The 22,825-nt window shown below is 64.6% G+C and carries 20 protein-coding genes and 2 pseudogenes; 10 read left to right on the forward strand and 12 right to left on the reverse strand.

Annotated features, from left to right (window positions below):
- Positions 1-3: 3 nt before the first annotated feature.
- Complete coding sequence (gene pdxT / locus ACJJV6_RS18125; RefSeq protein WP_009357446.1) at positions 4-714, reverse strand: pyridoxal 5'-phosphate synthase glutaminase subunit PdxT; 711 nt, start codon at positions 712-714, stop codon at positions 4-6.
- A 90-nt stretch (positions 715-804) separates the two neighbouring features.
- On the opposite strand from pdxT, the gene ACJJV6_RS18130 reads away from it, so the two are divergent.
- Positions 805-2,097 (forward strand): Mur ligase family protein, encoded by a 1,293-nt coding sequence (locus ACJJV6_RS18130; RefSeq protein WP_009357447.1) that lies wholly within the window; start codon positions 805-807, stop codon positions 2,095-2,097.
- Positions 2,094-2,855, forward strand: a complete 762-nt coding sequence (locus tag ACJJV6_RS18135) for a type 1 glutamine amidotransferase (protein ID WP_009357448.1) — start codon at positions 2,094-2,096, stop codon at positions 2,853-2,855. Before ACJJV6_RS18130 ends, ACJJV6_RS18135 begins: the two co-directional genes overlap by 4 nt.
- A 6-nt stretch (positions 2,856-2,861) precedes the next feature.
- Here ACJJV6_RS18135 and ACJJV6_RS18140 read toward each other — a convergent pair whose 3' ends face one another.
- Positions 2,862-4,154, reverse strand: coding sequence for a CapA family protein (locus ACJJV6_RS18140; RefSeq protein ID WP_083875020.1), 1,293 nt, complete (start codon positions 4,152-4,154; stop codon positions 2,862-2,864).
- An 85-nt stretch (positions 4,155-4,239) separates the two neighbouring features.
- On the opposite strand from ACJJV6_RS18140, the gene ACJJV6_RS18145 reads away from it, so the two are divergent.
- A complete protein-coding gene (locus ACJJV6_RS18145; RefSeq protein ID WP_009357450.1) occupies positions 4,240-6,252 on the forward strand; it encodes a M3 family metallopeptidase in 2,013 nt (670 codons plus the stop codon).
- A 206-nt stretch (positions 6,253-6,458) separates the two neighbouring features.
- Here the strand turns inward: ACJJV6_RS18145 and pdxS are convergent, their stop codons facing one another.
- The 6 genes from pdxS to ACJJV6_RS18175 form a co-directional block, all read right to left on the reverse strand.
- Positions 6,459-7,385, reverse strand: a complete 927-nt coding sequence (gene pdxS / locus ACJJV6_RS18150) for a pyridoxal 5'-phosphate synthase lyase subunit PdxS (RefSeq protein ID WP_354175997.1) — start codon at positions 7,383-7,385, stop codon at positions 6,459-6,461.
- A gap of 142 nt (positions 7,386-7,527) precedes the next feature.
- Positions 7,528-8,151 carry a phosphatidylinositol phosphate synthase gene (pgsA, locus tag ACJJV6_RS18155; protein WP_009357451.1) on the reverse strand — a complete coding sequence of 208 codons (624 nt, stop codon included), beginning with the start codon at positions 8,149-8,151 and terminating at the stop codon, positions 7,528-7,530.
- On the reverse strand, positions 8,141-8,728 hold the full coding sequence (locus ACJJV6_RS18160; RefSeq protein ID WP_009357452.1) for an HIT domain-containing protein: 588 nt from the start codon (positions 8,726-8,728) through the stop codon (positions 8,141-8,143). Before ACJJV6_RS18160 ends, pgsA begins: the two co-directional genes overlap by 11 nt.
- A gap of 18 nt (positions 8,729-8,746) precedes the next feature.
- Positions 8,747-10,756, reverse strand: coding sequence for a threonine--tRNA ligase (thrS, locus tag ACJJV6_RS18165; protein ID WP_009357453.1), 2,010 nt, complete (start codon positions 10,754-10,756; stop codon positions 8,747-8,749).
- A 116-nt stretch (positions 10,757-10,872) separates the two neighbouring features.
- Positions 10,873-14,361: a DNA polymerase III subunit alpha gene (locus ACJJV6_RS18170; RefSeq protein WP_009357454.1), complete on the reverse strand. Its 3,489-nt coding sequence runs from the start codon at positions 14,359-14,361 to the stop codon at positions 10,873-10,875.
- Entirely contained in the window at positions 14,358-14,696 is a 339-nt protein-coding gene (locus tag ACJJV6_RS18175; RefSeq protein ID WP_009357455.1) for a DUF6504 family protein, read from the reverse strand. Before ACJJV6_RS18175 ends, ACJJV6_RS18170 begins: the two co-directional genes overlap by 4 nt.
- Positions 14,697-14,855: 159 nt before the next feature.
- Here ACJJV6_RS18175 and ACJJV6_RS18180 point away from each other — a divergent pair, with 159 nt between their 5' ends.
- Complete coding sequence (locus ACJJV6_RS18180; RefSeq protein ID WP_354176001.1) at positions 14,856-15,245, forward strand: hypothetical protein; 390 nt, start codon at positions 14,856-14,858, stop codon at positions 15,243-15,245.
- A gap of 64 nt (positions 15,246-15,309) precedes the next feature.
- On the opposite strand, the gene ACJJV6_RS18185 is transcribed toward ACJJV6_RS18180, so the two are convergent.
- Positions 15,310-15,630 carry a chorismate mutase gene (locus ACJJV6_RS18185; protein ID WP_133347260.1) on the reverse strand — a complete coding sequence of 107 codons (321 nt, stop codon included), beginning with the start codon at positions 15,628-15,630 and terminating at the stop codon, positions 15,310-15,312.
- Positions 15,631-15,649: 19 nt separating this feature from the next.
- On the opposite strand from ACJJV6_RS18185, the gene ACJJV6_RS18190 reads away from it, so the two are divergent.
- Positions 15,650-16,072, forward strand: coding sequence for a VOC family protein (locus tag ACJJV6_RS18190; RefSeq protein WP_035752358.1), 423 nt, complete (start codon positions 15,650-15,652; stop codon positions 16,070-16,072).
- Positions 16,073-16,097: 25 nt separating this feature from the next.
- On the opposite strand, the pseudogene ACJJV6_RS18195 reads toward ACJJV6_RS18190, so the two are convergent.
- Positions 16,098-16,541: pseudogene (locus ACJJV6_RS18195) on the reverse strand (SOS response-associated peptidase); the annotation flags it as partial.
- A 180-nt stretch (positions 16,542-16,721) separates the two neighbouring features.
- Between ACJJV6_RS18195 and ACJJV6_RS18200 the strand changes: the two are divergent.
- From ACJJV6_RS18200 to ACJJV6_RS18215, 4 genes are all read left to right on the forward strand, one after another.
- Complete coding sequence (locus ACJJV6_RS18200; RefSeq protein ID WP_407709494.1) at positions 16,722-17,900, forward strand: tyrosine-type recombinase/integrase; 1,179 nt, start codon at positions 16,722-16,724, stop codon at positions 17,898-17,900.
- Complete coding sequence (locus tag ACJJV6_RS18205; RefSeq protein ID WP_407709495.1) at positions 17,887-20,016, forward strand: tyrosine-type recombinase/integrase; 2,130 nt, start codon at positions 17,887-17,889, stop codon at positions 20,014-20,016. The genes ACJJV6_RS18200 and ACJJV6_RS18205 overlap by 14 nt, the downstream gene beginning before the upstream one ends.
- On the forward strand, positions 20,016-20,432 hold the full coding sequence (locus ACJJV6_RS18210; RefSeq protein WP_407709496.1) for a DUF6262 family protein: 417 nt from the start codon (positions 20,016-20,018) through the stop codon (positions 20,430-20,432). The genes ACJJV6_RS18205 and ACJJV6_RS18210 overlap by 1 nt, the downstream gene beginning before the upstream one ends.
- Positions 20,433-20,522: 90 nt before the next feature.
- Positions 20,523-21,242, forward strand: coding sequence for an SOS response-associated peptidase (locus tag ACJJV6_RS18215; RefSeq protein ID WP_407710520.1), 720 nt, complete (start codon positions 20,523-20,525; stop codon positions 21,240-21,242).
- Between the two features lie 10 nt (positions 21,243-21,252).
- Here the strand turns inward: ACJJV6_RS18215 and ACJJV6_RS18220 are convergent, their stop codons facing one another.
- Together ACJJV6_RS18220 and ACJJV6_RS18225 are read right to left on the reverse strand one after the other, a co-directional pair.
- Positions 21,253-21,912, reverse strand: coding sequence for a hypothetical protein (locus tag ACJJV6_RS18220; protein ID WP_407709497.1), 660 nt, complete (start codon positions 21,910-21,912; stop codon positions 21,253-21,255).
- Between the two features lie 200 nt (positions 21,913-22,112).
- A pseudogene (locus ACJJV6_RS18225) lies at positions 22,113-22,436 on the reverse strand (SOS response-associated peptidase); the annotation flags it as partial.
- 130 nt (positions 22,437-22,566) lie between these two features.
- Here ACJJV6_RS18225 and ACJJV6_RS18230 point away from each other — a divergent pair.
- Positions 22,567-22,824, forward strand: a complete 258-nt coding sequence (locus tag ACJJV6_RS18230) for a mycoredoxin (protein WP_009357459.1) — start codon at positions 22,567-22,569, stop codon at positions 22,822-22,824.
- The last annotated feature ends 1 nt before the right edge of the window (position 22,825 follow it).

The following is a 22,825-nucleotide window of genomic DNA, read 5'->3' on the forward strand; positions in this document are numbered from 1 at the left end:
GCTTTACGCTTCTCCTCTGATCATCCGGATAAAGAGTTCGTGTACGCGTTTTTCCCCAGTCACTTCCGGGTGGAAGGAGGTGGCCAGCAGCTGGCCCGAACGCACTGCAACAATTCTAGCCGTCCCGGGCAGGGGGACAGCGTGGGACGCATGCTCCGGCTCCGCGGGTTCCACCTGCGCCAGCACTTCAACGTCCGGGCCCACCCGCTCCACCCAGGGGCCCCGGATGAACACGGCGTGGACGGGCGGAACGCCCGCATCCGTGGCGCTGAAGTCCAGGCCCTTGAAGTCCAGGTCCGTTTCGAACGAGTCCCGCTGCCGGCCGAAGGCGTTGCGGCGGACCGTCATGTCCAGGCCGCCGAAGGTCTGTTGCGGGGCGCCGGAGAGGTCGGTGGCGGGGTCGGCGATGTCCGAGGCCAGCAGGATCATGCCGGCGCAGGAGCCGTAGACCGGCAGTCCTTCGGCAATGCGCTCCCGCAGCGGTTCGGCCAGGTCGAAGGCCCGCGCGAGCTTGTCGATTGCCGTTGACTCGCCGCCGGGAATGATGAGCCCGTCCAGGCCGTCCAGTTCCTTGGGCCGGCGGATGCCTACGGCTTCGGCACCGGTGGCCTCGACGGCGCGAAGGTGCTCGCGGAAGTCACCCTGGAGCGCCAGGACGCCGATCCGCAGGCCTGCACCAACGCGCGCGGAATCGGCGGAAAGGGAATTTGTCATCCATCCAGCATACGGGCCCGGGCCCTGCCGCCCGCTCCGCGGGGAACACCACGCGGCGGTTGCATGCCGTTGCTGGGATATATTCGAAACATGTTTTCCCTTAGTGTTCCGCTCGGCAAGCTGGTCCGCCGGGCCACCCGGCTCCGGGGCGGCGGCTCCGCCCTGCCGGGCCTGGTGGTCGAAAAAATCGATCCCGGCTTCATGCGGCGGACGCTCAGCACCCTCCCCCATGGCGTTGCGGTGGTAAGCGGCACCAACGGAAAGACCACCACCACCAAGATGGTGGTGGAACTGCTGGAGAGCCAGGGGCTCAAGGTTTTCACCAACCGCACCGGCAGCAATTTCACCCGCGGCGTCGCAGCCGCCCTGCTGGGGGAGGTGGACTGGCGCGGCAGGCTCGATGCCGATATCGCCGTCCTGGAACTCGATGAAGCCCATGCCGTCCACTTCGTCAACAGCGTCCCGCCCCGCTACTGCCTGCTCCTGAATGTCCTGCGGGACCAGCTGGACCGGTTTGGTGAAATCGACAAGACAGCCCAGCTGCTCCAGCAGATCGCAGCCAAGACCACCGGCACGGTGGTCCTGAACCGCGAGGACCCAAGGGTCGCAAGGATCGCCGACACCCTTACCGGGCAGGACGTGAAGTACTTCGGGCTGGACGAGTCGCTGCTGGGTACGTTCCCCAACGACGACGACATGCGCGCCGCTCCCGGAAGTCCCGCCCCGGCCGGCCTTCCGGAGAAGCCGGCGGCCGACGTCGTACTCCGCAATGTGGGTGCCGACACCGCCGAATTCGAGTACGACGGCGGCACTGTCACCACGGCGATGAAGCTCCGCGGCGTGTACAACATCTTTAATGCAGCGGCCGCCCTGACCCTCGCCAGGAGCATTTGCGGCGGAGGCGCCGCAACCGCAAACCACGAAACGCTGCTGGAGGCATTGTCCCAGGTGGCACCGGCGTTCGGCCGCGGCGAAAGCCTGACCGTGGACGGCCAGCCCCTGGACCTGGTGCTGGTCAAGAACCCCAGCGGTTTCCGGCTCGGCCTGAAGTCGTTCCCGGCGGGCGGCTACGCCACGATGATAGCCATCAATGACAACTACGCCGACGGCCGGGACATGTCCTGGCTGTGGGACGTGGAGTTCGATTCCCTGCGGGCGGAAGGCGTGGACCAGCTCACCGGATCCCGTGCCTACGACATGGCATTGCGGCTGCAGTATGACGAGGTCCCCTTCGGATCAGTCCAGCCCGAGATCGCGCCGGCGCTGGCCGCCTTCATCCGGGAAGCTTCGGGCAAGCCCAAGCGGATCTTCTGCACGTACACCGCCATGCTGGCGATCCGCCGCGAACTGTCCAAGATCACCACCGTGGAGGTTGTCTCGTGAGTCTGGAAACACCCTCCGCAGAAGCGGCTGGAGGCCGAAGCAAGGGCGCGCTCCGCGTTGTCCAGCTCTACCCGCGGGACATGAACATCTACGGCGACTGGGGCAACGCCCTGGTCCTGCAGCGCAGGATCAGCTGGCACGGCTACACGCCCGAACTGCTTGAGTACAACGTGGGCGACCCGTTCCCGGCGGACGTGGACATCATTGTGGGCGGCGGCGGCCAGGACAGCGGGCAGCTCGTCATCCAGGACGACCTCCAGGCACGGGCCGCGGAGCTGAAGGGCCTGGCGGAGGACGGCGCGCCCATGCTGCTGATCTGCGGCCTTTACCAGCTCTTCGGGCGGTTCTTCAAGACCCGCACCGGCGCCGTCATCCCCGGCATCGGCGTCCTGGACGTCGAGACCCACGGCACCGATGAGCGGCTGATTGGCAACGTCAAGGTCTCCACGCCCGAGTTCGGCGAAGTCCTCGGGTACGAAAACCACAGCGGCCAGACCACCCTGGGAGAGGGTGTCCGCCCCCTGGGCACCACCGCCAAGGGGACGGGCAACAACAGCAGCGACGGACATGAAGGTGCCCGCTACCGGAACATCGTTGCCAGCTACCTGCACGGTTCGCTGCTGCCGAAAAACCCGGCCATCGCGGATTTCCTGATCCGTACGGCGGCGGAGCGCAGGTACGGAACCTTCGAGCCGGGCCACCCGGACGACAGGTATGCCGTGCTGGCAAGGGAACACGCAGCCCGGCGTCCCCGCTGACAAGGCTTACGGCTCGCGGCTGATGAGCAGTTCGTGGGCTCCGGCAGCCGCCGCCCCCATCGACTCCACCACTGCCTGCGTCCGCTGCCGGGTGGCGGCGTCAGCCTCCTGCCCGGCGCAGGGACCCTGCGGCGCGTCCGAAGCGACCGAACACCAGCGGTAGGGATCACGGACAATGACCGACGGCGCCCAGGCTAGGTCCGTGACGCTCCACTTACCGGAACCGTCCTGCCCAAACTGTGCCCGGACCAGCAGGCCCTCGTTGTTCACGACATACCAGGGCGAGAGTTCCGTGACCCCGTTGCCCAGCCCGTAGACGATCCAGGTTCCGTTGTAGTTTTCGATCGGCAGGACCGAGTGCGTGTGGTGCCCGTACACCAGGTTGAACTGGCCGCTGTCAGCCAGGGCGTGGGCAATCTCCTGCTGCTGGGCATTCGGTGCGCTGGCGTATTCGTCGCCTGCGTGCATGGCGGCCAGGACGATGTCCGCGCCCAGTGCCCTGGCCTTCTCCGCCTTGGCAATCATGGCCGGTGCGTCCAGCATGTCCACCTGCCACGGGTACTCGGGGATCAGTCCGTTGAGTCCGTACGTAGCCTGGATGACAGCCACTTTGGCGGCCGGAGTCTGCACGATGAGGATCCCGTGGGACTCGTTTTCCGTGCGGTATGAGCCGGTGTGCTTGAGCCCCGCCGCATCCAGGGCGTCGAGGGTGCGCAGCAGCCCGTCGGTGCCACGGTCGATGGTATGGTTGCTCGCCGTCGTACATGCCTGGTAGCCCACCGCCTTTGACGCCGAAATGATCTGCGGCGGGACATTGAAGGAGGGATAGGCGGAGAAGGGCCCCTCCGGCCCGGCCACCGGCGTCTCCTGGTGGCAGATGGCAAGATCGCTCCTGCTGATATAGCGGCGCTGGCCCTCCAGCAGCGGCACAAAATCGAGGCCGGGACTTCCGGCGGCGGCGGCATCCTGCTGCGCCTGCTGCCACAGCTGGGTGTGGACCAGCATGTCGCCGGTGACCAGGACAGAGGTGCACCGGAGCACCGGGCACGCCGGCCCCTTCCCGGGAGTGGGAACAGGCGTGGGTGTGGCGCCAGGGGACGGTGTCCCGGCCCCGGTTGGTTGGGCCGTACCAGGCCGGGCAGTGGCGGGCTGCGAGGCTGTCTGTGGCGGCGTCCCGTTCTGTTCAGCAAGCAGGCCGCAGCCCGCCAGCGCACCCGTCAGGCCCAGCGCTCCGGCCAACGACAATGCCACGGCATGGGCGCGCCAGCGCCCGGCCGCCCTGGCGGCTATGGTCCCCATACCCGTCATTGTAGGGATGGCTGCCGCCGGCATCGGTCATTGTTGCCACATTGAGAAGCGTGCCCTGCTGTGAAAGGTTTGCCCCATGACGAACCCCCTCCTGACTCCCAGCCCCCTCCCCTACGGACTCCCTCCGTTCACATCGATCGAGGATTCGCACTACGCCGAAGCCATCCACGCCGGACTGGCCGAGCACATGGCCGAGATCCAGGCAATCGTGGATAACCCTGAGCCTGCCGATTTCGAGAACACCGTGGTGGCGATGGAACGGTCCGGGCGGTTGCTGGAGCGCGCCGCGGCGCCGTTCTTCACCCTGGTGTCAGCCGACGCATCAGAGCGGATCCGGCAGCTGGAAACCGAATTTTCGCCCCGGTTTTCCGCGCACCAGGACGAGGTGTTCCTGAATCGCGCGCTGTTCGACAGATTTGCGGCCGTTGACGCGTCGGGCCGCGATCCCGAGTCTGTGCGCCTCCTCGAGGAGTACCTGAAGGAGTTCCGCCAGTCAGGCATCCAGCTGGACGGTCCCGGGCAGGAGCGGCTCCGGGCCATCAACGCCGAGTTGGCCCGGCTCGGCACGGAGTTCGGCCAGCGGGTCAAGGAAGGCATGAAGTCAGCTGCCCTCCTGCTGGACAGTCCCGATGAGCTTGCGGGCCTGCCGGCCGATGATGTGGCCAGTGCTGCGGAGGCGGCCCGCGAAGCGGGGCACGATGGCAAGTACCTGCTCACCCTCGTCCAGCCGGGAAACCAGCCTGCCCTTGCCTCGCTGGCTGACCGGAACGTTCGGCGCCGGCTGTTCGAGGCGTCGGTGGCGCGCGGCAGCAGTGGCGGCGAACTGGACGTCCTGGACCTGGCACGCCGGATGGCCGGCCTGCGGGCCGAGAAGGCGTCCCTCCTGGGATACGCCAACTACGCCGAACTGGTGGTGGACCGGCAGACCGCTCCGGACTTCGGGGCCGTCCAGTCCATGCTTGGCCGGCTGGCACCGGCCGCCGTCCGGAACGCCGATGCGGAGGCCAAGGCACTGGCCGCCGTCGCGGGCCATCCGCTGGAAGCCTGGGACTGGGCCTACTATTCCGCGAAGGTCCGGAAGGAAAGGTACGACGTCGACGAACAGGCGCTCCGGCCGTATTTCGAGCTTGACACCGTGCTGGCCGATGGCGTGTTCCATGCCGCCACCGCCTTGTACGGCATCACCTTCCACGAACGGACGGACCTTGCCGGCTACCACCCCGACGTCCGGATCTGGGAGGTCCGCAACGAGGACGGCAGCGGCCTGGGACTGTTCCTGGGCGACTACTACAGCCGGGAGTCCAAGCGCGGCGGGGCGTGGATGAATTCCCTCGTGGACCAGTCAGCGCTGCTGGGAACCCGCCCCGTGGTGATCAACAACCTGAACATCTCCAAGCCGCCGGCGGGCGAAGCCACGCTGCTGACCCTGGACGAGCTCCGCACGGCGTTCCACGAATTCGGCCACGCCCTGCACGGGCTCCTGTCCAGCGTCACGTATCCCCGGTTCTCGGGGACGTCCGTGCCCCGTGACTTCGTGGAGTATCCCTCGCAGGCCAACGAGATGTGGATCATGTGGCCGGAAGTACTGTCCAACTACGCCCGGCACCATGTCACGGGGGAGCCGCTGCCGCAGGACATCGTGGACCGCCTCGAAGAATCCCGGCTCTGGGGCGAAGGCTTTGCCACCACCGAATACCTTGCTGCGGCCCTGCTGGACCTCGCCTGGCACACACTGGAGCCGGGTGACGTCCCGGACCACGCGCTCGAGTTCGAGGCGAAGGCCCTCGCAGCGGCGGGGATCGCCCACCCGCTGATTCCGCCGCGGTACCGGACGGGCTACTTCCAGCACATCTTTGCCGGGGCAGGGTACGCCGCCGGCTACTACTCCTACATCTGGAGTGAAGTGCTGGACGCTGAAACCGTGGACTGGTTCTCCGGAAACGGCGGCCTCACCCGGGCCAACGGTGAACGCTTCCGCCGGGAGCTCCTCTCGCGCGGAAACAGCCGCGACCCCCTGGACTCCTTCCGGACCCTGCGCGGCCGCGAGGCAAGGCTCGAGCCCCTCCTGAAACGCCGCGGCCTGGAGTAAGTGGTCACCTGTCCCCCGCTTAAAGAAGTACGACGCCGGTCCCCCACCATAGAGGGTGAGGAACCGGCGTCGTTACTACTGGGAGGCAGGGACTGGTCCGGCAGCACGCGTAAAAGGGGCCCCGCGTCCCCGCTCGCCGCGAAGCGGCCTTAGCGGGACGTGGGGAATAGCGTGCAGAGGATCAGGGCCTGCCGTAAGGCAGAGGACTACCAGCCGCGTTCAGCCAAACGGTGGGGCTGGGGGATCTCGTCGACGTTGATGCCCACCATGGCTTCGCCCAGGCCGCGGGAGGCCTTGGCGATGACGTCCGGGTCGTCGAAGAAGGTGGTGGCCTTCACGACGGCGGCGGCGCGCTGGGCGGGGTTGCCGGACTTGAAGATGCCGGATCCGACGAATACGCCGTCGGCGCCGAGCTGCATCATCATGGCGGCGTCAGCCGGGGTGGCAATGCCGCCGGCGGTGAACAGGACCACGGGAAGCTTGCCGGTGGAGGCGACTTCCTTGACCAGTTCGTAGGGTGCCTGCAGTTCCTTGGCCGCGACGTAGAGCTCGTCCTCGGGCAGGGCGGCGAGCTTGAGCAGCTCGGCGCGGATCTGGCGCATGTGGGTGGTGGCGTTGGAGACGTCGCCGGTGCCGGCTTCGCCCTTGGAGCGGATCATCGCCGCGCCCTCGTTGATGCGGCGCAGCGCCTCACCGAGGTTGGTGGCACCGCAGACGAAGGGAACGGTGAAGTTCCACTTGTCGATGTGGTTGGTGTAGTCGGCCGGGGTGAGGACCTCGGACTCGTCGATGTAGTCGACGCCGAGGGACTGCAGGACCTGGGCTTCGACGAAGTGGCCGATCCGGGCCTTGGCCATGACCGGGATGGACACGGCGTCGATGATCTGGTCGATCATGTCGGGATCGGACATGCGGGACACGCCGCCCTGGGCGCGGATGTCGGCCGGGACGCGTTCAAGCGCCATGACAGCAACGGCACCGGCGTCTTCGGCGATGCGGGCCTGTTCGACGTTGACGACGTCCATGATGACGCCGCCCTTGAGCATCTCGGCCATGCCGCGCTTCACGCGGCTGCTGCCCGTGACGCTGTTCGCGGAGGAACTGGCCTCGCTGCTTACATCAGGTGTAGACACAAAAACCCCTATGGGTAGATAGATGACCTTCGCCGGGCGTGCAGGCGGCAAGTGCCGGACTGTGCACACACGGATAGTGCCGGATCCATTGACCGGGCAGTCCTAATACTAGTCCCACCGGGGCCGGGCGGCTTAATTGTACTTAATCAGCAGGCGACGGCTCCGCCTGTGCCTGCCGGCGGACGGACAGCACGCGCTGCACAACGGTGATGAAGCTGGCCAGGGCGAGCAGCACGAGGGTGGCCAGGAGCACCACCGGGGGCAGGCCCAGGCCGGTCAGGCCGGTGACCACCAGCACGGAAACCAGGCGTTCGGCACGCTCGGCGATTCCCACGTTCGCGGTGAACCCCAGGGACTCCGCTTTGGCCCTGGCATAGGACACCACCATGCCCAGCACCAGGCAAAGCATCGCAGCAACTGCTATGGGGGTATCCGCCCCGCCGGTGAAGAACCAGATGGCCAGGCCGGCAAAAAGCGCGCCGTCGGCGATGCGGTCCAGGGTGGAGTCGAGGAAGTTTCCCCACCGGCTTTTCACATCCTGCATCCTGGCCATGATGCCGTCCAGGACGTCGGAGAAGATGAAGGCCGTGATGAAGAGCGTTCCCCAGAACAGCTGCCCCAGCGGAAAGAACACCAAGGCGCCAACCACGACGCCGGCGGTTCCGATGACGGTGACGGCGTCAGGCGAGACGCCCATCCGGAGGAGCCAGCGGGCCAGGGGGGTGAAGAGCGCGGTAAAGAATCCGCGCGCGTGCCTATTCAGCATCCGTCTCCCCGGGCCAGGCGTCGGCCACCTGCTGGCGGACCTCGTCGAGGGTCTGCGTGATGGCCTTGGTCTGGGCGATGATCGGGAAGAAGTTCCCGTCCCCGCCCCAGCGTGGAACCACGTGCTGGTGCAGGTGGGCGGCGATGCCTGCGCCGCCCACCACGCCCTGGTTCATGCCCAGGTTGAACCCGCCGGGGTTCGCCACCTTCCGCAGCACCCGCATGGCGGTCTGCGTCAGGTCGGCAAACTCAGCGGTTTCCTCCAGCGTCAGGTCTGTGTAATCCGGAATGTGGCGGTAGGGGCACACCAGCAGGTGCCCGGGATTGTAGGGGAAAAGGTTCAAGACCACGTAGCAGGTCCTGCCGCGGTGGACGATGAGGGCGTCCTCGTCGGTGCGTCCCGGCCCCAGGCAGAACGGGCAGTCGTTTTCGTTCTTGAACTGGTGCTGGCCGCCCTTGATGTAGGCCATGCGGTGCGGAGTCCACAGGCGCTGGAAGGCGTCCGGGACACCGGCGAGGTCAAAGTCGTCGGTAACGCCGGCATCCCCTGGATACCCTGCGCCTGTGTTCTCCTGCACGCTGCTGGTTCCGTTCCGCTAGCTGGTCCGGTTACGGACGGCTTCCGTGATCCGCTTGACCGCCTCGGCCACCGGCACGCCGTTGTCCTGGCTTCCGTCGCGGAAGCGGAAGGACACGGCACCTGCCTCGGCGTCGTCCCCGCCGGCGATCAGCACGAACGGGATCTTGTCCTTGCTGGCGGTGCGGATCTTCTTCGGGAAGCGGTCCGACGACGTGTCCACCTCGGCGCGGATGCCCGCCGCCTTAAGCTGGTCGACGACGTCGAACATGTACTCGTTGAAGGCTTCCGCAACCGGAATGCCGACCACCTGGACGGGCGCAAGCCAGGCGGGGAAGGCGCCGGCGTAGTGTTCGGTGAGCACGCCCATGAACCGCTCCACGGAGCCGAAGAGGGCGCGGTGGATCATCACGGGCCGCTGCCGGCTGCCGTCCGCTGCCTGGAACTCCAGTTCGAAGCGTTCGGGCAGGTTAAAGTCCAGCTGGATGGTGGACATCTGCCAGGTGCGGCCCAGGGCATCCTTCGCCTGCACGGAAATCTTGGGACCGTAGAAGGCTGCTCCGCCCGGATCCGGAACGAGTTCCAGCCCCGACTCCTGCGCAACCTCGGCGAGGGTCCTGGTGGCTTCCTCCCAGGCGGCGTCTTCACCGACGTACTTTTCCGGGTCCTTGGTGGAGAGCTCCAGGTAGAAGTCGTTCAGGCCGTAGTCCTTGAGCAGGTCCAGGACGAACGTCAGGGTCTTGGTGAGCTCGTCCTTCATCTGCTCGCGGGTGCAGTAGATGTGGGCGTCGTCCTGTGTCATGCCCCGGACCCGGGTGAGACCGTGGACCACGCCGGACTTCTCGTAACGGTAGACGGAGCCGAATTCGAACAAGCGCAGGGGCAGTTCCCGGTAGGAGCGGCCGCGGGACCTGAAGATCAGGTTGTGCATGGGGCAGTTCATCGGCTTCAGGTAGTAGTCCTGGGCCGGCTTGCGCACCGTGCCGTCCTCGTTCAGTTCGGCGTCCACCTGCATGGCCGGGAACATGCCGTCCTTGTACCAGTCGAGGTGGCCGGAAACCTCATAGAGGTGGCCTTTGGTGATGTGCGGCGTGTAGACGAACTCGTAGCCTGCCTCGACGTGGCGCTGGCGTGAGTAGTCCTCCATTTCCTTGCGGATGATGCCGCCCTTGGGGTGGAAGACAGGCAGACCGGAGCCCAGTTCGTCCGGGAAGGAGAAGAGGTCCAGTTCCGAGCCGAGCTTGCGGTGGTCACGGCGTTCCGCCTCGGCGAGCCGCTCCTGGTACGCCTTGAGCGCGTCCTTGGTGGGCCAGGCGGTGCCGTAGATGCGCTGCAGCTGCTGGTTCTTCTGGTTGCCCAGCCAGTAGGCGGAAGACGACCGCGTCAGGGCAAAGGCGTTGGAGATGAGCTTGGTGTTGGGCAGGTGCGGCCCGCGGCAGAGGTCGCACCAGACGGTGGTGCCGTCCTTGCGCTCCACGTTGTCGTAGATGGTGATGTCACCGGCGCCCACCTCGACGTTCACGCCTTCACCTGCCTCGGCGGCGTCGTTCTTCTTGCCCAGCAGCTCAAGCTTGTAGGGCTCGTTCTTCATGGCCTCGCGGGCATCGTCCTCGCTGACCACGCGGCGGACGAACTTCTGGTTCTGGTTGATGATTTTCTGCATCATCTTCTCGAGGGTCTTGAGGTCCTCGGGGGTGAACGGCTCTGCGACATCGAAGTCGAAGTAGAAGCCGTCGGTGATGTAGGGGCCGATTCCCAGCTTGGCGTCCGGCCGCAGCTGCTGCACTGCCTGCGCCATGACGTGGGCGGTGGAGTGGCGGAGCACGTTCAGCCCGTCGGGGGAATCAATGGTGACGCCTTCGACGTCGGCGCCCTCGGGAAGTTCCTGGTCCAGGTCCTTCAGTTCGCCGTTGACGCGGGCCACAACTACATCGCGGCGCTCAAAGAAGAGTTCCGCACCGGTTGTCCCGGTAGTCACCTTGGTCTCTTCGCCATCGACGACGAGGGTGATCTGCTGGGCATCTGACACGGGTGTCTCCTATTCAAAGTTCAGGCTTCATAGCTTGTGGCGTACGGGGACCACAGCCAGCCATCGTCAATGCTATCTGTTCGGTGATAGGCCGACCAACGCGGCGCACGGCAGGGTCAGCCGTTGAATCCGGTAATGGCAAGGCTTCTGCTGATCCCGTCCAGCGGATGGGGCACGTCCTGCTCCCGGGCTGCCGGATCCGGGAACGGCAGGGTTTCGGTCCGGCTGAGGTCCCAGGCCATGCTGGCACTCAGGCTGATTCCCCGGGGACCGGTCCGCCGGGTGGTGCCCCTAATGAGGAGCAGCCTGGTGCCGAACAGGAGCATCCCGGCTTTTTCCTGGGCCTCGTGGAAGAAGACAGAGTCGACACAGCCCGTGCCGTCGTCGATGCTGATGAACACCACCCGCCTGCCGCCCCGCATGGGTGGGGTCTGGGTGGCCACCCGCACCCCGGCCACCAGGACCTCGGTGCCGTTCCGCAGTCCCAGCAGTTTGTCTGCGGTGGTGACGCCCAGCCTGTCCAGCAGGGGCCGGTGGCTGTCCATCAGGTGGGTGCTGACGTCCACTGCCATCAGGTCAAGCTCTGCCCGGACGTTTTCCACCAGGGTTGGGGCCGGCAGTTCCGGGGTGATATTCCGCAGTTCAACATCCCCCAGGGGAAGTGATAGCTGTCCCTCCAGGACCTCGACGCCTTTCCTGCTGCCGCCGGACGCCTGGAGCTTCTGCAGATGGTGCACCAGGTCGGCCCGGTTGGCTGTACCTCCCGCTTCCCGGTGCAGCGAATCGAAGGCCCCCAGCTGAGCGAGCCTTTTGATGTTTGGTTTGCTGATTTTCGACCTTGCGCGGAGGTCGGCCAGCGATTCGTAGGGCTGTCCGCCAATGATTCTCTTCAACTCTGTTGTGGAGAGCCCGTAGATACCGTTAAGGCTCAGGCGGATGCCGAGTTTTCCGGCGTCAGGGCCGGACTGGATCCGTTCAACCCGATACTCGGCTTTGCTGAGGTTGATATCCAGCGGAAGGATCGGGATACCCAGCCTTCTCGCCTCGGCAACCAGCAGCCGTTTGGGGTACATGCCGGGATCGTGCTCCCACAGCCCGGCAAGGAATGCCTCGGGATGGTGGGTTTTCAGCCATGCTGACTGGTAGGTGGGCACAGCGAAGGCAGCACCGTGGGCTTTGCAGAAACCGAAACTGGCAAAGGACTTAAGGGTGTCCCAAACCTTGTCCACGACGTCGGCTGAATACCCCTTCGCTTTTGCCTTCCTCCGGAAATACTCTTCAACGCCTGCTTCGCCCTCTTCGCTGCTCAGGGCCCTGCGGAACTCGTCCGCTTTGGCCAGGCCGCAACCGGTCATGACGTCGAACGTCCTCAGGATCTGCTCGTGGAACACGGTCACACCGTGGGTTTCCGCCAGCACCGGTTTCAGGTCGGGGTGGGGGTAGACCTCCGGGGCAAACCCGTGCCGGTGTTCAAGGAAGGGCCGCACCATATCCGACTTCATGGGCCCGGGGCGGAAAAGTGAAATATCGATGATGAGGTCGTTGAACTCCCGTGGGGCCATCTTGCCGATCAGCTCGCGCTGGCCCGGTGATTCGATCTGGAAGCAGCCCAGGGTGTGGGTGCTTCGGATCAGTTCATAGGTGGGCTCGTCATCGAGCGGCACCGCATTGAGGTCGATATGGCCGTTGTCCGCAATATAGTCCGGCCCCGAACCATCCGACCCGGCCGAGTGCCGGCCGGCAGCAACAACCTCATCCTTTGACGGATGGATCCGGATGATTTCCCGGACCGCGAAGGCCATGGCGCTTTGCATCCGGACCCCCAGGACATCGAGCTTAAGCATGCCCATGGGGTCCATGTCGTGCTTGTCGAACTGGCTCATGGGCAGCCCCAGCCCGCTCGGCTGGACCGGGGTGCGGTCCAGGAGGGTTGCGTCGCCGAGGATCACGCCACAGGGATGCATGGAGATATGGCGGGGCAGCCGGTCAAGGCGTTCGGTCAGGTCCACCAGCAGATCCAGCTGTTGGTTGCCGTCGGCGTCGCGCTGCTCAACCCTTCCGGCAAACTCCCGGAGTTCGGGTTTTTCCTGCAGCGCTTCACGGAACTTGCGGGCTGAGAAGCGCCACAGCTGCTTGGCGATCTCCCCCACTTCGCCGTCATCCATGCCAAGGGCCATGCCGGCGTCGCGTACCGCTCCCCTGGCCCGGTAGCCGTTCTGCATGCTCATCAGCGTGACGCGCTCGGAACCGAACCGCTCGAAAATCCGCCGGTAGACGTTGTGGCGCTCGGCACTTTCTACGTCGATGTCGATGTCCGGAAGGGTGGCCCGGTCCTGGGAGAGGAAGCGCTCGAAGATCAGGTCATGCTGGAGGGGGTTCACGTGGCTGACGTCGATGAGGTAATTCACAAGGCTGGAAGCGCCGGATCCGCGGGCCGCAGCCCGGACGCCCATGTCCTGGATCATCCTGGACACTTCGGCCACTGTCAGGAAGTAGGAGGAAAATCCGAGGTTCCGGATGATGCCCAGTTCATGCTCCAGCCGGGAAACCATGGATTTTTCTGCAGCCCCGCTAATGCCTGGAAAGCGCCTGCCTATCCCTGCGTTGCAACGCTCCACGAGTTCCTGGTGCGGTTCCTGGCTGATTCCCAGCACGGCGGCCTCCGGCACCACGGGCTGTTTCCACCCCATGTCTGAGGCAGGATCAATCCGGCACAGGTCCGCGAGCGCCTCGGTCTGCGTCATCAGCTGTTTCAGGTCAGCGGCACCGTATCCTGCCGCAGCGATGATTTCCTTGCCGAGCAGGAGCATCTGGTCAGCCGACTTCAGCCAGCCCTGGCCGGTGGGTTGGAGCAGCGGTTCGCTGGCGAGCTCCGGCAGCGATTTCAGGGTCCTGGCCGAATCCAGAACGTCAGCCGTGGGGGCGCCGTCCGCAGCGCAGTACCGGACAGCGTTGGTCAGGATCGCCGGCACGTGGTGTTCCTCGGCGAGCCGGAGCATGCGGACTGCGTGGGCAGTGCTCAATGGTGACCCCGGGGCGCTGAGCTGGGAGACGATCTCAGCCACCACAGTCCCGCCCGGCATGGCATCCAGCCATTGTTTGAAGAGGGTGCGCGGGCGGAGATAACGCCGGCCTCCCATCGCCCGGCCGACATCCGAATCCGGGCCGATCAGGACAGTCAGTACCGGCTTGAGGGTGTGCGGATCAAGTGTCCGGGAGGCAAGTTCTGCACGTGTCAAGGCCACGGGCACCGCTCCCCCGGCTTTTCCCGTTGTCCGGGCATGGGCGTCTGAGATCAGGCGGCACAAGGCACGGTAGCCCGCGCCGTTGTTGTGCCCGCGGGCAAGGACAACCACCCTGCCTGCCACCTGGGTGCGGTGGTCGCCGTCGTCGTCAAGGACCGCAAGGTCTACTCCCACGATGGGATCAAGGCCTGCAGCCATACAGGCCTTGAGGTGCTTGATGGTTCCGTACAAGCCGTCCCGGTCGGTGCAGGCAAGGGCAGTGGCACCGTCCGCTGCGGCGGCCTGCGCCAGTTCATCCGGCCAGGAAACCCCATAGTGGGCGCTGAAGGCGGTGGAGACGTGAAGGTGCGTGAAGCTCATGCTGTTCTGGGCCGGAGGGCATCATGGATCCGCAGGAGCCGCCAGCGGCCACTGCGGATATGGCGGGAAAGGTCAAGGGTCAGCGGTTCTTCGGTGGCATTGCTGCCGGCGGCGCCGTCCGGGGCAGGCAATACCTGCACCCGCCAGATTTCATGGTCCACTATCCCGGGGCCGCTCCCCAGGGGTGCCCTGCTGTCCTCTGCCCACCACTGCCGCCGCTCATACCAGCGCATTGGTTCGGCGCAGACATCGTAGGACCGGCCGCCCCAGGTAAGGCTTACAGGCTGGCCTTCCGGCGAGCACAGGACATCAACGGATTCGCTGAACATGCCCATGCCGCCTCCCGGAATAACCTGACCCTATTCGAATATGTGTTCGAACAGTTCAAGTCTACGCCGGGTTCAGCCTGATGCATAGAAATGGGCAGCAGGGCTTCCCCGCCGTTACCGGACAAGGGGGTGGACGGAGCGTAAAGCAGGGAGCAGGATGGAGCCATGGATACCCAAGACGCACTCCTCAAGCAGGCAAGCCTCAAAGCACAGGACTCCACCCTCGTGGCCACCTTCGATATCGACGGCACTATTCCCGGATCCGGCGCATACGTGGTGGGACTGGTCGGTGCCACCCCGGATTATTCGTCGCAGCGGCGGCTGTGCATCGAGTTCATGAACGGGGAGGCCATTGCCTTCTACTCGTTCAACCGCGAACAGGGGGTCGAGGAGAACTATGACCTGTCCGGCGTAACCCACTCCGACAGCACCATCACCGGGCATTTCCCCAAGGCCGCCATCAATGGACTCGGCCAGGGGCATGTCATCTCCGCCTTCAGCGAGGCGGACGGCCGGGAGTTCCAGCACGGCGTCCCGGTAGAGGAAGCCCTGTAAGGCTTCCTCTTTTTGTTGCCCGGGGTTTTTCTTGCCCGGACTTTTTTTGCCCTGGCGCGGGCGGTCAGCTGGATTCTTTGTGGACCCGCATCTCGAGTTCAATAAAGCCCGAGATCATGGCCCGGTACGTGGATTCCACGATGTCCGGGTCAATGTCCTTCTTCTCAGCCGCCGAGCGGACGTGTTCGATGATCCGTTCCACGCGGTCGGGCGCACGGACCTCCGCGTCGTCGCCCTTCAGGGTGCCGGCGATGCGGATCAGCCGTTCGCGGCGGGCGATGAGGGTGACAATCTGGTCATCCACCTCATCCACAGCAACCCGGACGGCAGCGAGCTGTTCCTTATCGGCCAAAGCGTCCCGATCGTTTCCTTGAATAGTTGCCATCGTCTGACAGTATCGAAGCATGCAGCCAAGAGTCGACTTCATTTCATTGGGCGTCCGCAGCGTTCCAGCGTCCAGGGCGTTCTACGTGGATGGCCTGGGCTGGCCGGTCCACAAGGAGGTTCCCGGGGACGTGGTGTTCATCCAGGTCAACCATGGCCTGGTGCTCTCACTCTGGGACGCGGGCCAGATGCAGGCGGAAGCCGGCGTCAGCGCCCCCGGCCCGGTCCCCAGCATCACCCTGAGCCACAACCTTGGCAGCACGGAGGAAGTGGACCAGGTGATGGCCGAGGCGGCAGCAGCGGGCGCCGCCGTCGTCGCCGAACCGGTGACCCAGCCGTGGGGCGGCTACAGCGGCTATTTTGCCGACCCGGACGGATTCCGCTGGGAAGTGGCGTACAACCCCACCTGGGCAGTGGACGACGCCGGCACAGTCACCGTTTGACCGGTCCCCCGGCAGGGCGGGCCTGCTAGAACAGTGCCTCCACGGGCCGGATCAGATCCGGGCCGTTGTTGCGCACGTTGCCCACTTCCTTGCCCACGGACTCCACGAGCCAGTCCGCAGCAACATCCTTGACGCCGGACCGCACCAGATCCACCAGCCCGGCCGCATCATCAGCTTCCGGGTCCAGCCAGGCCTGCATGGTGGCCTTGTCCATGGGCAGCGGAACCCGGTCGTGCAGCGCTGTCAGCTTCCCGAACACTGTCGACTCTGATCCCGGCGGCGGTGTGTCAGTTGTCAGGATGGAAGTGGAAAGCATCCACTGCCCCGGCTCGCCGGCCGGCACGGAGGGGTCCCGCCACCATTCGTAGAGGCCGGCAAAGACCAGCCCCCTGTTTTCCCCGGGATGCACGTAGTAGGGCTGCTTGGCCTTCCCCGGGCCCTGCTTCCATTCGTAGTAGCCGTCCGCCGGGTTATCCGGTACTCAAATCCCCCGGTCTTTAACGTCTTCAACAGTCACGCTTTGCCTTCTGGAAAGTGTTCAAGTCGGCATTACCCGGTACGCGTCTTTGACGCTGAGGCCGTCTTTCGTGTCGTTGCGAGGTCCGCGAGTCTGCCGGGTGGACGATGGGCTTGGCGAAGGAGCCGTGCGATGAGGGTGCAAAGCATACGGTTGGAGGGCGAGGAGCCCACTTGGACTGTCCTGGGTGCTGATCTACTGCCAGCCAGGGAGATCGAGTCGTACCTTGAGTTTTTGCGGCAGACCGACGCCTCCCCGAACACAGTGAAGGCTTATGCGCGAGGGTTGGCCTTGTGGTGGGAGTTCCTCGAGCTTCGTGGCCAGAGCTGGGACGTGTTCGGTGTCGAAGATTTCACCGGATTCCTTGGCTGGATGCGGTCCGGGCTTCCGCCAGGAGTATCGTCTTTGTCCGCCGTACCGGAGCGGATCGCTGATGCAACGGCGGCCCAGAGGCTGCAGGCGGTTCGGTCGTTCTATGTGTTCCAGCAGTGGCGCGGCCTCGAGGGAATTCCGGCATTGTTCCTGGGTCGGGAATCGAACTCGCCGTACTTGCCGTTCCTGACTCACATCCGACGCGGGTCACGTGCGGCGTCTGTATCAGTAAAGGTCCACCGGCGACGGCGGGCGGCACCAACCTTGACGCCCGCGCAGATCGACTCCATCAAACAAGCCTGCGCGCACTGGGACCCCGGCACGAGGTCCTGGTCAGGATCGATCAGGGACCGGCTGTTCTTCTCTTTGCTTGAGGAGACAGGGTTGCGGCTTGGCGAAGCGCTTTCATTGCAGCACCGGGACTGGCACTCGGGCGGCGGCGAGAATCCGTACATCGAGGTGATCCCGCGCCCCCATCCGCACGGGGCGCGGGTGAAGGGCGGAAATTACCGCAAGCTCTACATCTCCGACGAACTGGACCGCCTCTACGCCGAGTACGTCTGGCACCTCTGCGAGGCAGGCCTGGACCTGGCAGTCGAGGACATCGACGGCTCATACGTCTTCGTAAACGTCGCCGGCGGAAAGCACTTCGCACCAATTCGCCCGGAAACGATTTACAAGCTGATCGCCCGGATAAAACGGGTGCTCGGTGACCTTGTGCCGGCGCATTGGTCGCCGCACTGGTTCCGTCACACCCATGCCACGGCCCTGCTTCTCTCTGGCCGACCAATTCATGTGGTCAGTCGGCGACTCGGTCACGCAGACGTCCAGACAACCCTGAACACCTACGCCTGGGTGACCGAGGACGAAGAATTGCGGGCACTGGCCGATTGGTCCGCCGTGACAAAACAATGGAGGGACGGGCATGCGGACATCTGACGCAGACATGGTCGGGATCCTGCATGCCAGCGGAGCACCTGGCTTCACTGCGGCACGGAACGAGGAACTGCTCAGCGCAGTCCCCGAGGGCCTTCGTCTGCTGCACTACACGCGGGACTCGATCCCGGCCGAGCATCTAAGCTCATTCGGTTTTTATCACGACAAGATCGGCAACATTCACCTCGACGGCCTGCCCACCACGATGCAGAACGAGCTGATGTTCGCGATCTGGCGCATTGTCGAGCTCGGCGGGCGAGTGCCCTGCGCGCCGTTGGGATTACTCCTGCGGGAGCTCTCCGCGACGTCGAAACGGCTGCAGCGGGCCGGCCAGCCGTTCGAGAGCCTGATGAACTACACGCCGGCCGTATGGCGCACTGAACTGGCTACGACCTGGGTCCGGCGCACGAAGCAGCTGCCTAATCCGAACACGCTGCGCACATTCCTGTCACCGCTGGACCGGGTCAGCAAGCTTCTCTGGTTCGCCTACGACACAAGGCCGTGGTGGCAACGAGAGATCTGGGACCTGACCATGGACCAGCGAATCCCCCGGCGGCCCCAGGAGATGCTCTCGCAGGTCGCGGTCCACTGGCACCGTCTCCAACCCACGTGGTTCCGTCAGGGCGCGATGTTCTACGTCAAGACGCAACTCGAGGCGGGCCAGCTGACCTGGGCAAGCGTGCACGGCCGGCACAACGCGCTCCTTCCCTTCGGAGAATTTGCTGCAGCCCGAAATCTCCCGGGTCCGCGACTCACGCCGGACCCCGCCCGGCTGCGCCCGTTGATGCTGGAGTTCCTGAGCGAAACCCGTCAGGCAAAAACACGCCACGGGAAGAACACCGGCAAACCGCGCTCGATCGGGAGCGTCGCCCAGATTACCGCGGCAGTCCGGGGCCTCTACGCATTTATGAACGATTTCGGACCCGAGGCTGCGGCCGCGGTCGGTGATGAGCGGTGGACCGGTATTGGTCCTGAGTATCTGAGGTTCTGGCGGCCAGGAGACATTCCGCGCGTTCACAAGAACCGCTACGACGAACGGCACCTGTTTACCGACACGGTCATGTCGGCGCTGGCGTCACATGCCCACTTGCTCGGCGTCCCTCGCCCGCTCGGTGGATTAGGGGACGAGCAGGGGATGCGGATTCTGCTGCTGATGATGGCTACCGGACGTCGGATCAATGAGATCTGCATGCTGGACCTCGATCCGATCATCCCGGTCGAGGGCCCCACCCCTGAAGGCGGGAACATCGCAAAGCTGCGCTACCAGCAGACGAAAATCGTGGACGCGCCGGACACGATCTTCGTCGACCAGGAAGTCACCGCCATCATTGCAGAGCAGCGCCGCTGGCTCACCGAAAACTTCGAAGCCGGGGTGACACCGAAGTACTTGTTTGTGAAGGCTCAGGGCAACCTTCGCGGCCAGCACCCCTACAAGGACGGACGTTTCCGACAACAACTGCATCACCTCGTTGCCCTCGCCGGGTTGACTGAAGCCGATGGAACACCGCTGGACCTGGGCAAAACGCACCGGTTCCGGCACACGAAAGCGACAAGCCTGATCAACGCAGGCGTGCCCCTGCACGTCGTCCAGCGCTACATGGGCCACCTAAGCCCCGAAATGACGATGCACTACGCGCAGACCCTCGACGCGACAGCGAAAGCCGAGTTCCTCCGCTACCGCAAGATCACAACCTCGGGCTCCGCATCAGCGATCGAAGGCGAGGACCTCTATGAGCTGATGGCGCTGGACTCACGCACCGACCGCGTGCTGCCAAACGGCTGGTGCACACTGCCCCCGGCCAAGAGCTGCGACAAAGGCAACGCCTGCCTCACCTGCAACCTGTTCGTCACCGACGAACGATTCCTTGGCGTCCACGAAGGCGAGGCAGTCGCTCTCGACCAGCTCATCGACAACCGGCAGGCTGCGCACCAGCAACGCACAGGAGAACCGATGAGCGAAAACCACGTATGGCTCACCCTCCGCCGCCGCGAGCAGCGCGCACTCAAGACCATCGTTGAAACGATCAAGACCCAATCGGACGACGCTCACGAGCCAATCCGCGGCGCAGGAGAGCAAACCCGAATCAACGCCGACCGACACGATCCGCAGGAGTCGTAATGAGCCGCGGCAACCCGGAACTACTCGCCCAAGCCGCGTTACGAAAACGCCAAGCAGCACGCGACCGCGCTGACGCCGGCATACGCGCACTACTGAAAGCCGGCACACCCATCACCTTTGAGGCGGTCGCGACGGCGGGCCACGTTTCCAAGGACTTTCTCTACCGCACGCCTGATCTGCGTAACCGCATCCAAGACCTTCGCGGCCGCACTGCCGGCATGCGGGCGGCAGTGCCGCCCAGCGAGCCCGCCGCGGCAACCTCCACAAGCAGCATCGTCCGCACACTCACCATCGCCCTCCGAGAAGAACGGGCCCGGCATCGGGCCGAGATCTCCGAACTCAAGGCCGCTCTGGAAGCCGCCCATGGCGAACTGCTGCGGCTGCGGCGCCACCCTGCTTTGCACGACGCCGACTGACCAACGTGTCCCCCTTCCATCAATGCATGTGGACGACAGTTGCGGCGATGGGACAGGATCAGCGGCCGCAGCAGCGGGCATAATAGCCATATGTGCGGTAGATACGTCATGAGCAGAGCTGTTGGTGATCTTCTCGCGGCTTTCGACGTCGAGGAATCCTACATCGACGAACTCCAGCCTTCCTACAATGTGGCTCCAACAGACACCGTCCCGCTGATTCTGGACCGGAGCACAGGAGACGGCGCACCCGTGACCAGAAAGTTGGTCACCGCCCGCTGGGGTCTGGTTCCGTCCTGGGCCAAGGACCCCAAAGGCGGTGCGAGACTCATCAACGCCAGAATGGAAACCATTACCGAAAAACCCTCCTTCAGGAAAGCCGCATCGGCAAGACGGGGACTGCTCGCAGGCGACGGATACTTTGAGTGGGAAAAAACCCCTGAGGGCGGGAAGATCCCCACATACCTCCACGGGGCGGACAACCAGATCCTTGCCTTCGCCGCCCTCTTTGAAAACTGGCCCGATCCTTCCCTGCCCAACGACCACCCCGACAAATGGCTGCGGACAGCCACGGTCATCACCACTGATGCCTCCGATGCCCTCGGCCACATCCACGACCGCACGCCGCTGATTGTGCCTCCGGAGATGTATTCGGGCTGGCTCGACCCGGACACGACCTCCGAGGCAGATGTAAGGGCCTTACTGGATTCCATGCCCGAACCGCACCTGGTCCCACGTGTTGTCAGCAACCGCGTCAACAACGTCCGCAATGACGGGCCGGAGCTTATAGAACCAGCCGCCGCAGGAAAGTAACCCAACCGGCTCAGATAGATGTTCCGTGATTCACCTGGTTGGCAGTGCGTGCCAGGAACCGGCCCGCACGCCGGAAGTCGCGGACAAACAACCCCGCTGCAATCACAGCGGCAACAACGCCGACTGTCATTACCCACGCGGCCACGATGTCACCGCGTAGCGCAAAGTTCACGGCCTGAGGAGTAAAGACAAGCGGAAATAACGGTGCCTGGATCACGAGTTGCGTCGCCAGGCCCTTCCGCTGTTGCACCGCGGCACCCCGCGAGACTACAAGGTGTTGCGGATCCACCTCAGTCTTCCCGGCTATCTCCCTACGAATCTGCTTTCTTTCCTCGCCCTCCAGCGAAAGCAGCACATCGACCCTTCCAGATCTGGCCGCAGGCACCACTTTTTTCGAGTTGTAAACAAGACCCCCAATCAGAACACCGACGGCTGCGAGGAAAAACCCGAACACCAGGAAGGATGCCCAATCCCCTCGAAGGCCAGGGAAGGCCAGCATCCCGCCAACCGTCCCGGCCGCAAGGAGTAATACCAGCCCGGCTGGAAAATACCGCGTGTAATAGGTTTTCACGGCCTCGCCAAGGCCGTCGTCACTCAGCCCCTGAGCTCTTTTCGCAGCATAGGCCCAGCGCTCATTGGACTCTTCCATGAGACCTTCGATTCCGCCCATCGTCTTCTCCCATGGATGCCACTAACGCCGACAAGCTCTTCTCAAATCATCAGGAGCCTCTGGCTATGTTCAAATACTGGACCACAAAGGTGTGAACGCCAACGGGCTTGACGAAAAACTGAGGTCAGGACTTCTTACGGACGCGTCTTCAACAGTTCCAGCCCCACCTGCCGGGGACGACCGACAGACAACTACAGATAAGCCGGCACTGCACAGCGGCGCGACTGGACGGCCTTCCGGAACGCGGGCTTCTCCAGCACGGATTCGCTCCTGGCATTGATCATCCGCGAGCCGATTCCCGGGTCCTTCGCCCACGAAGGGACAAGGCCCCAGCGGGCCACATGCAGCTGCCGGACCTGCCTGCGCTCCGGCCCGTCATCCACCAGCCGTTCCAGGACAATGGGGACGTCGTCGGTGGGCGCCACATTCCACGACGGCGGAATGCTCACCTCATCCTCCAGCTCGGCGTCGAATTCCGCCAGGAGGCCCCCCACGGCGCGTGCCATCACATAGCGTCCACACATGGCTCCAGCATGCCATCGGCGACATCTGCTGTCATCCGGGCCGTCCGGCAGCTGCGGGCGCACGGGAATAGGCGCAGGCACGCTACCGTTGACAGGAACGGAACCCTACATCGACACAGAGGAGACCCCTGTGGATTTCACTCCCGAATCCGGCACCATCACCATGTTCTCCACCACCTGGTGCGGCTACTGCAACCGGCTGAAGAAGCAGCTGGATGCGCAGGGCATCGGCTACACGGAGATCAACATCGAGGAAGTGGATGGCACCGCCGAACTCGTGGAGCAGCTGAACGGCGGCAACCGCACCGTTCCCACGGTCCTGTTCCCGGACGGTTCGGCAGCAACCAACCCGTCGGCAGCCGAGGTCAAGGCGCGCCTGGCGGCATAGG

The sequence above is a fragment of the Arthrobacter nitrophenolicus genome (assembly GCF_045833485.1).
Lineage (GTDB): Bacteria > Actinomycetota > Actinomycetes > Actinomycetales > Micrococcaceae > Arthrobacter > Arthrobacter nitrophenolicus.

Bases quoted from the DNA above. Each gene is read 5' to 3' on its own strand.
- pdxT (WP_009357446.1), bottom strand. From the start codon at position 714: ATGACAAATTCCCTTTCCGCCGATTCCGCGCGCGTTGGTGCAGGCCTG.
- ACJJV6_RS18130 (WP_009357447.1), top strand. From the start codon at position 805: ATGTTTTCCCTTAGTGTTCCGCTCGGCAAGCTGGTCCGCCGGGCCACC.
- ACJJV6_RS18140 (WP_083875020.1), bottom strand. From the start codon at position 4,154: ATGGGGACCATAGCCGCCAGGGCGGCCGGGCGCTGGCGCGCCCATGCC.
- ACJJV6_RS18145 (WP_009357450.1), top strand. From the start codon at position 4,240: ATGACGAACCCCCTCCTGACTCCCAGCCCCCTCCCCTACGGACTCCCT.
- pgsA (WP_009357451.1), bottom strand. From the start codon at position 8,151: ATGCTGAATAGGCACGCGCGCGGATTCTTTACCGCGCTCTTCACCCCC.
- ACJJV6_RS18170 (WP_009357454.1), bottom strand. From the start codon at position 14,361: ATGAGCTTCACGCACCTTCACGTCTCCACCGCCTTCAGCGCCCACTAT.
- ACJJV6_RS18175 (WP_009357455.1), bottom strand. From the start codon at position 14,696: ATGGGCATGTTCAGCGAATCCGTTGATGTCCTGTGCTCGCCGGAAGGC.
- ACJJV6_RS18180 (WP_354176001.1), top strand. From the start codon at position 14,856: ATGGATACCCAAGACGCACTCCTCAAGCAGGCAAGCCTCAAAGCACAG.
- ACJJV6_RS18185 (WP_133347260.1), bottom strand. From the start codon at position 15,630: ATGGCAACTATTCAAGGAAACGATCGGGACGCTTTGGCCGATAAGGAA.
- ACJJV6_RS18190 (WP_035752358.1), top strand. From the start codon at position 15,650: ATGCAGCCAAGAGTCGACTTCATTTCATTGGGCGTCCGCAGCGTTCCA.
- ACJJV6_RS18200 (WP_407709494.1), top strand. From the start codon at position 16,722: ATGAGGGTGCAAAGCATACGGTTGGAGGGCGAGGAGCCCACTTGGACT.
- ACJJV6_RS18205 (WP_407709495.1), top strand. From the start codon at position 17,887: ATGCGGACATCTGACGCAGACATGGTCGGGATCCTGCATGCCAGCGGA.
- ACJJV6_RS18210 (WP_407709496.1), top strand. From the start codon at position 20,016: ATGAGCCGCGGCAACCCGGAACTACTCGCCCAAGCCGCGTTACGAAAA.
- ACJJV6_RS18215 (WP_407710520.1), top strand. From the start codon at position 20,523: ATGTGCGGTAGATACGTCATGAGCAGAGCTGTTGGTGATCTTCTCGCG.
- ACJJV6_RS18220 (WP_407709497.1), bottom strand. From the start codon at position 21,912: ATGGGCGGAATCGAAGGTCTCATGGAAGAGTCCAATGAGCGCTGGGCC.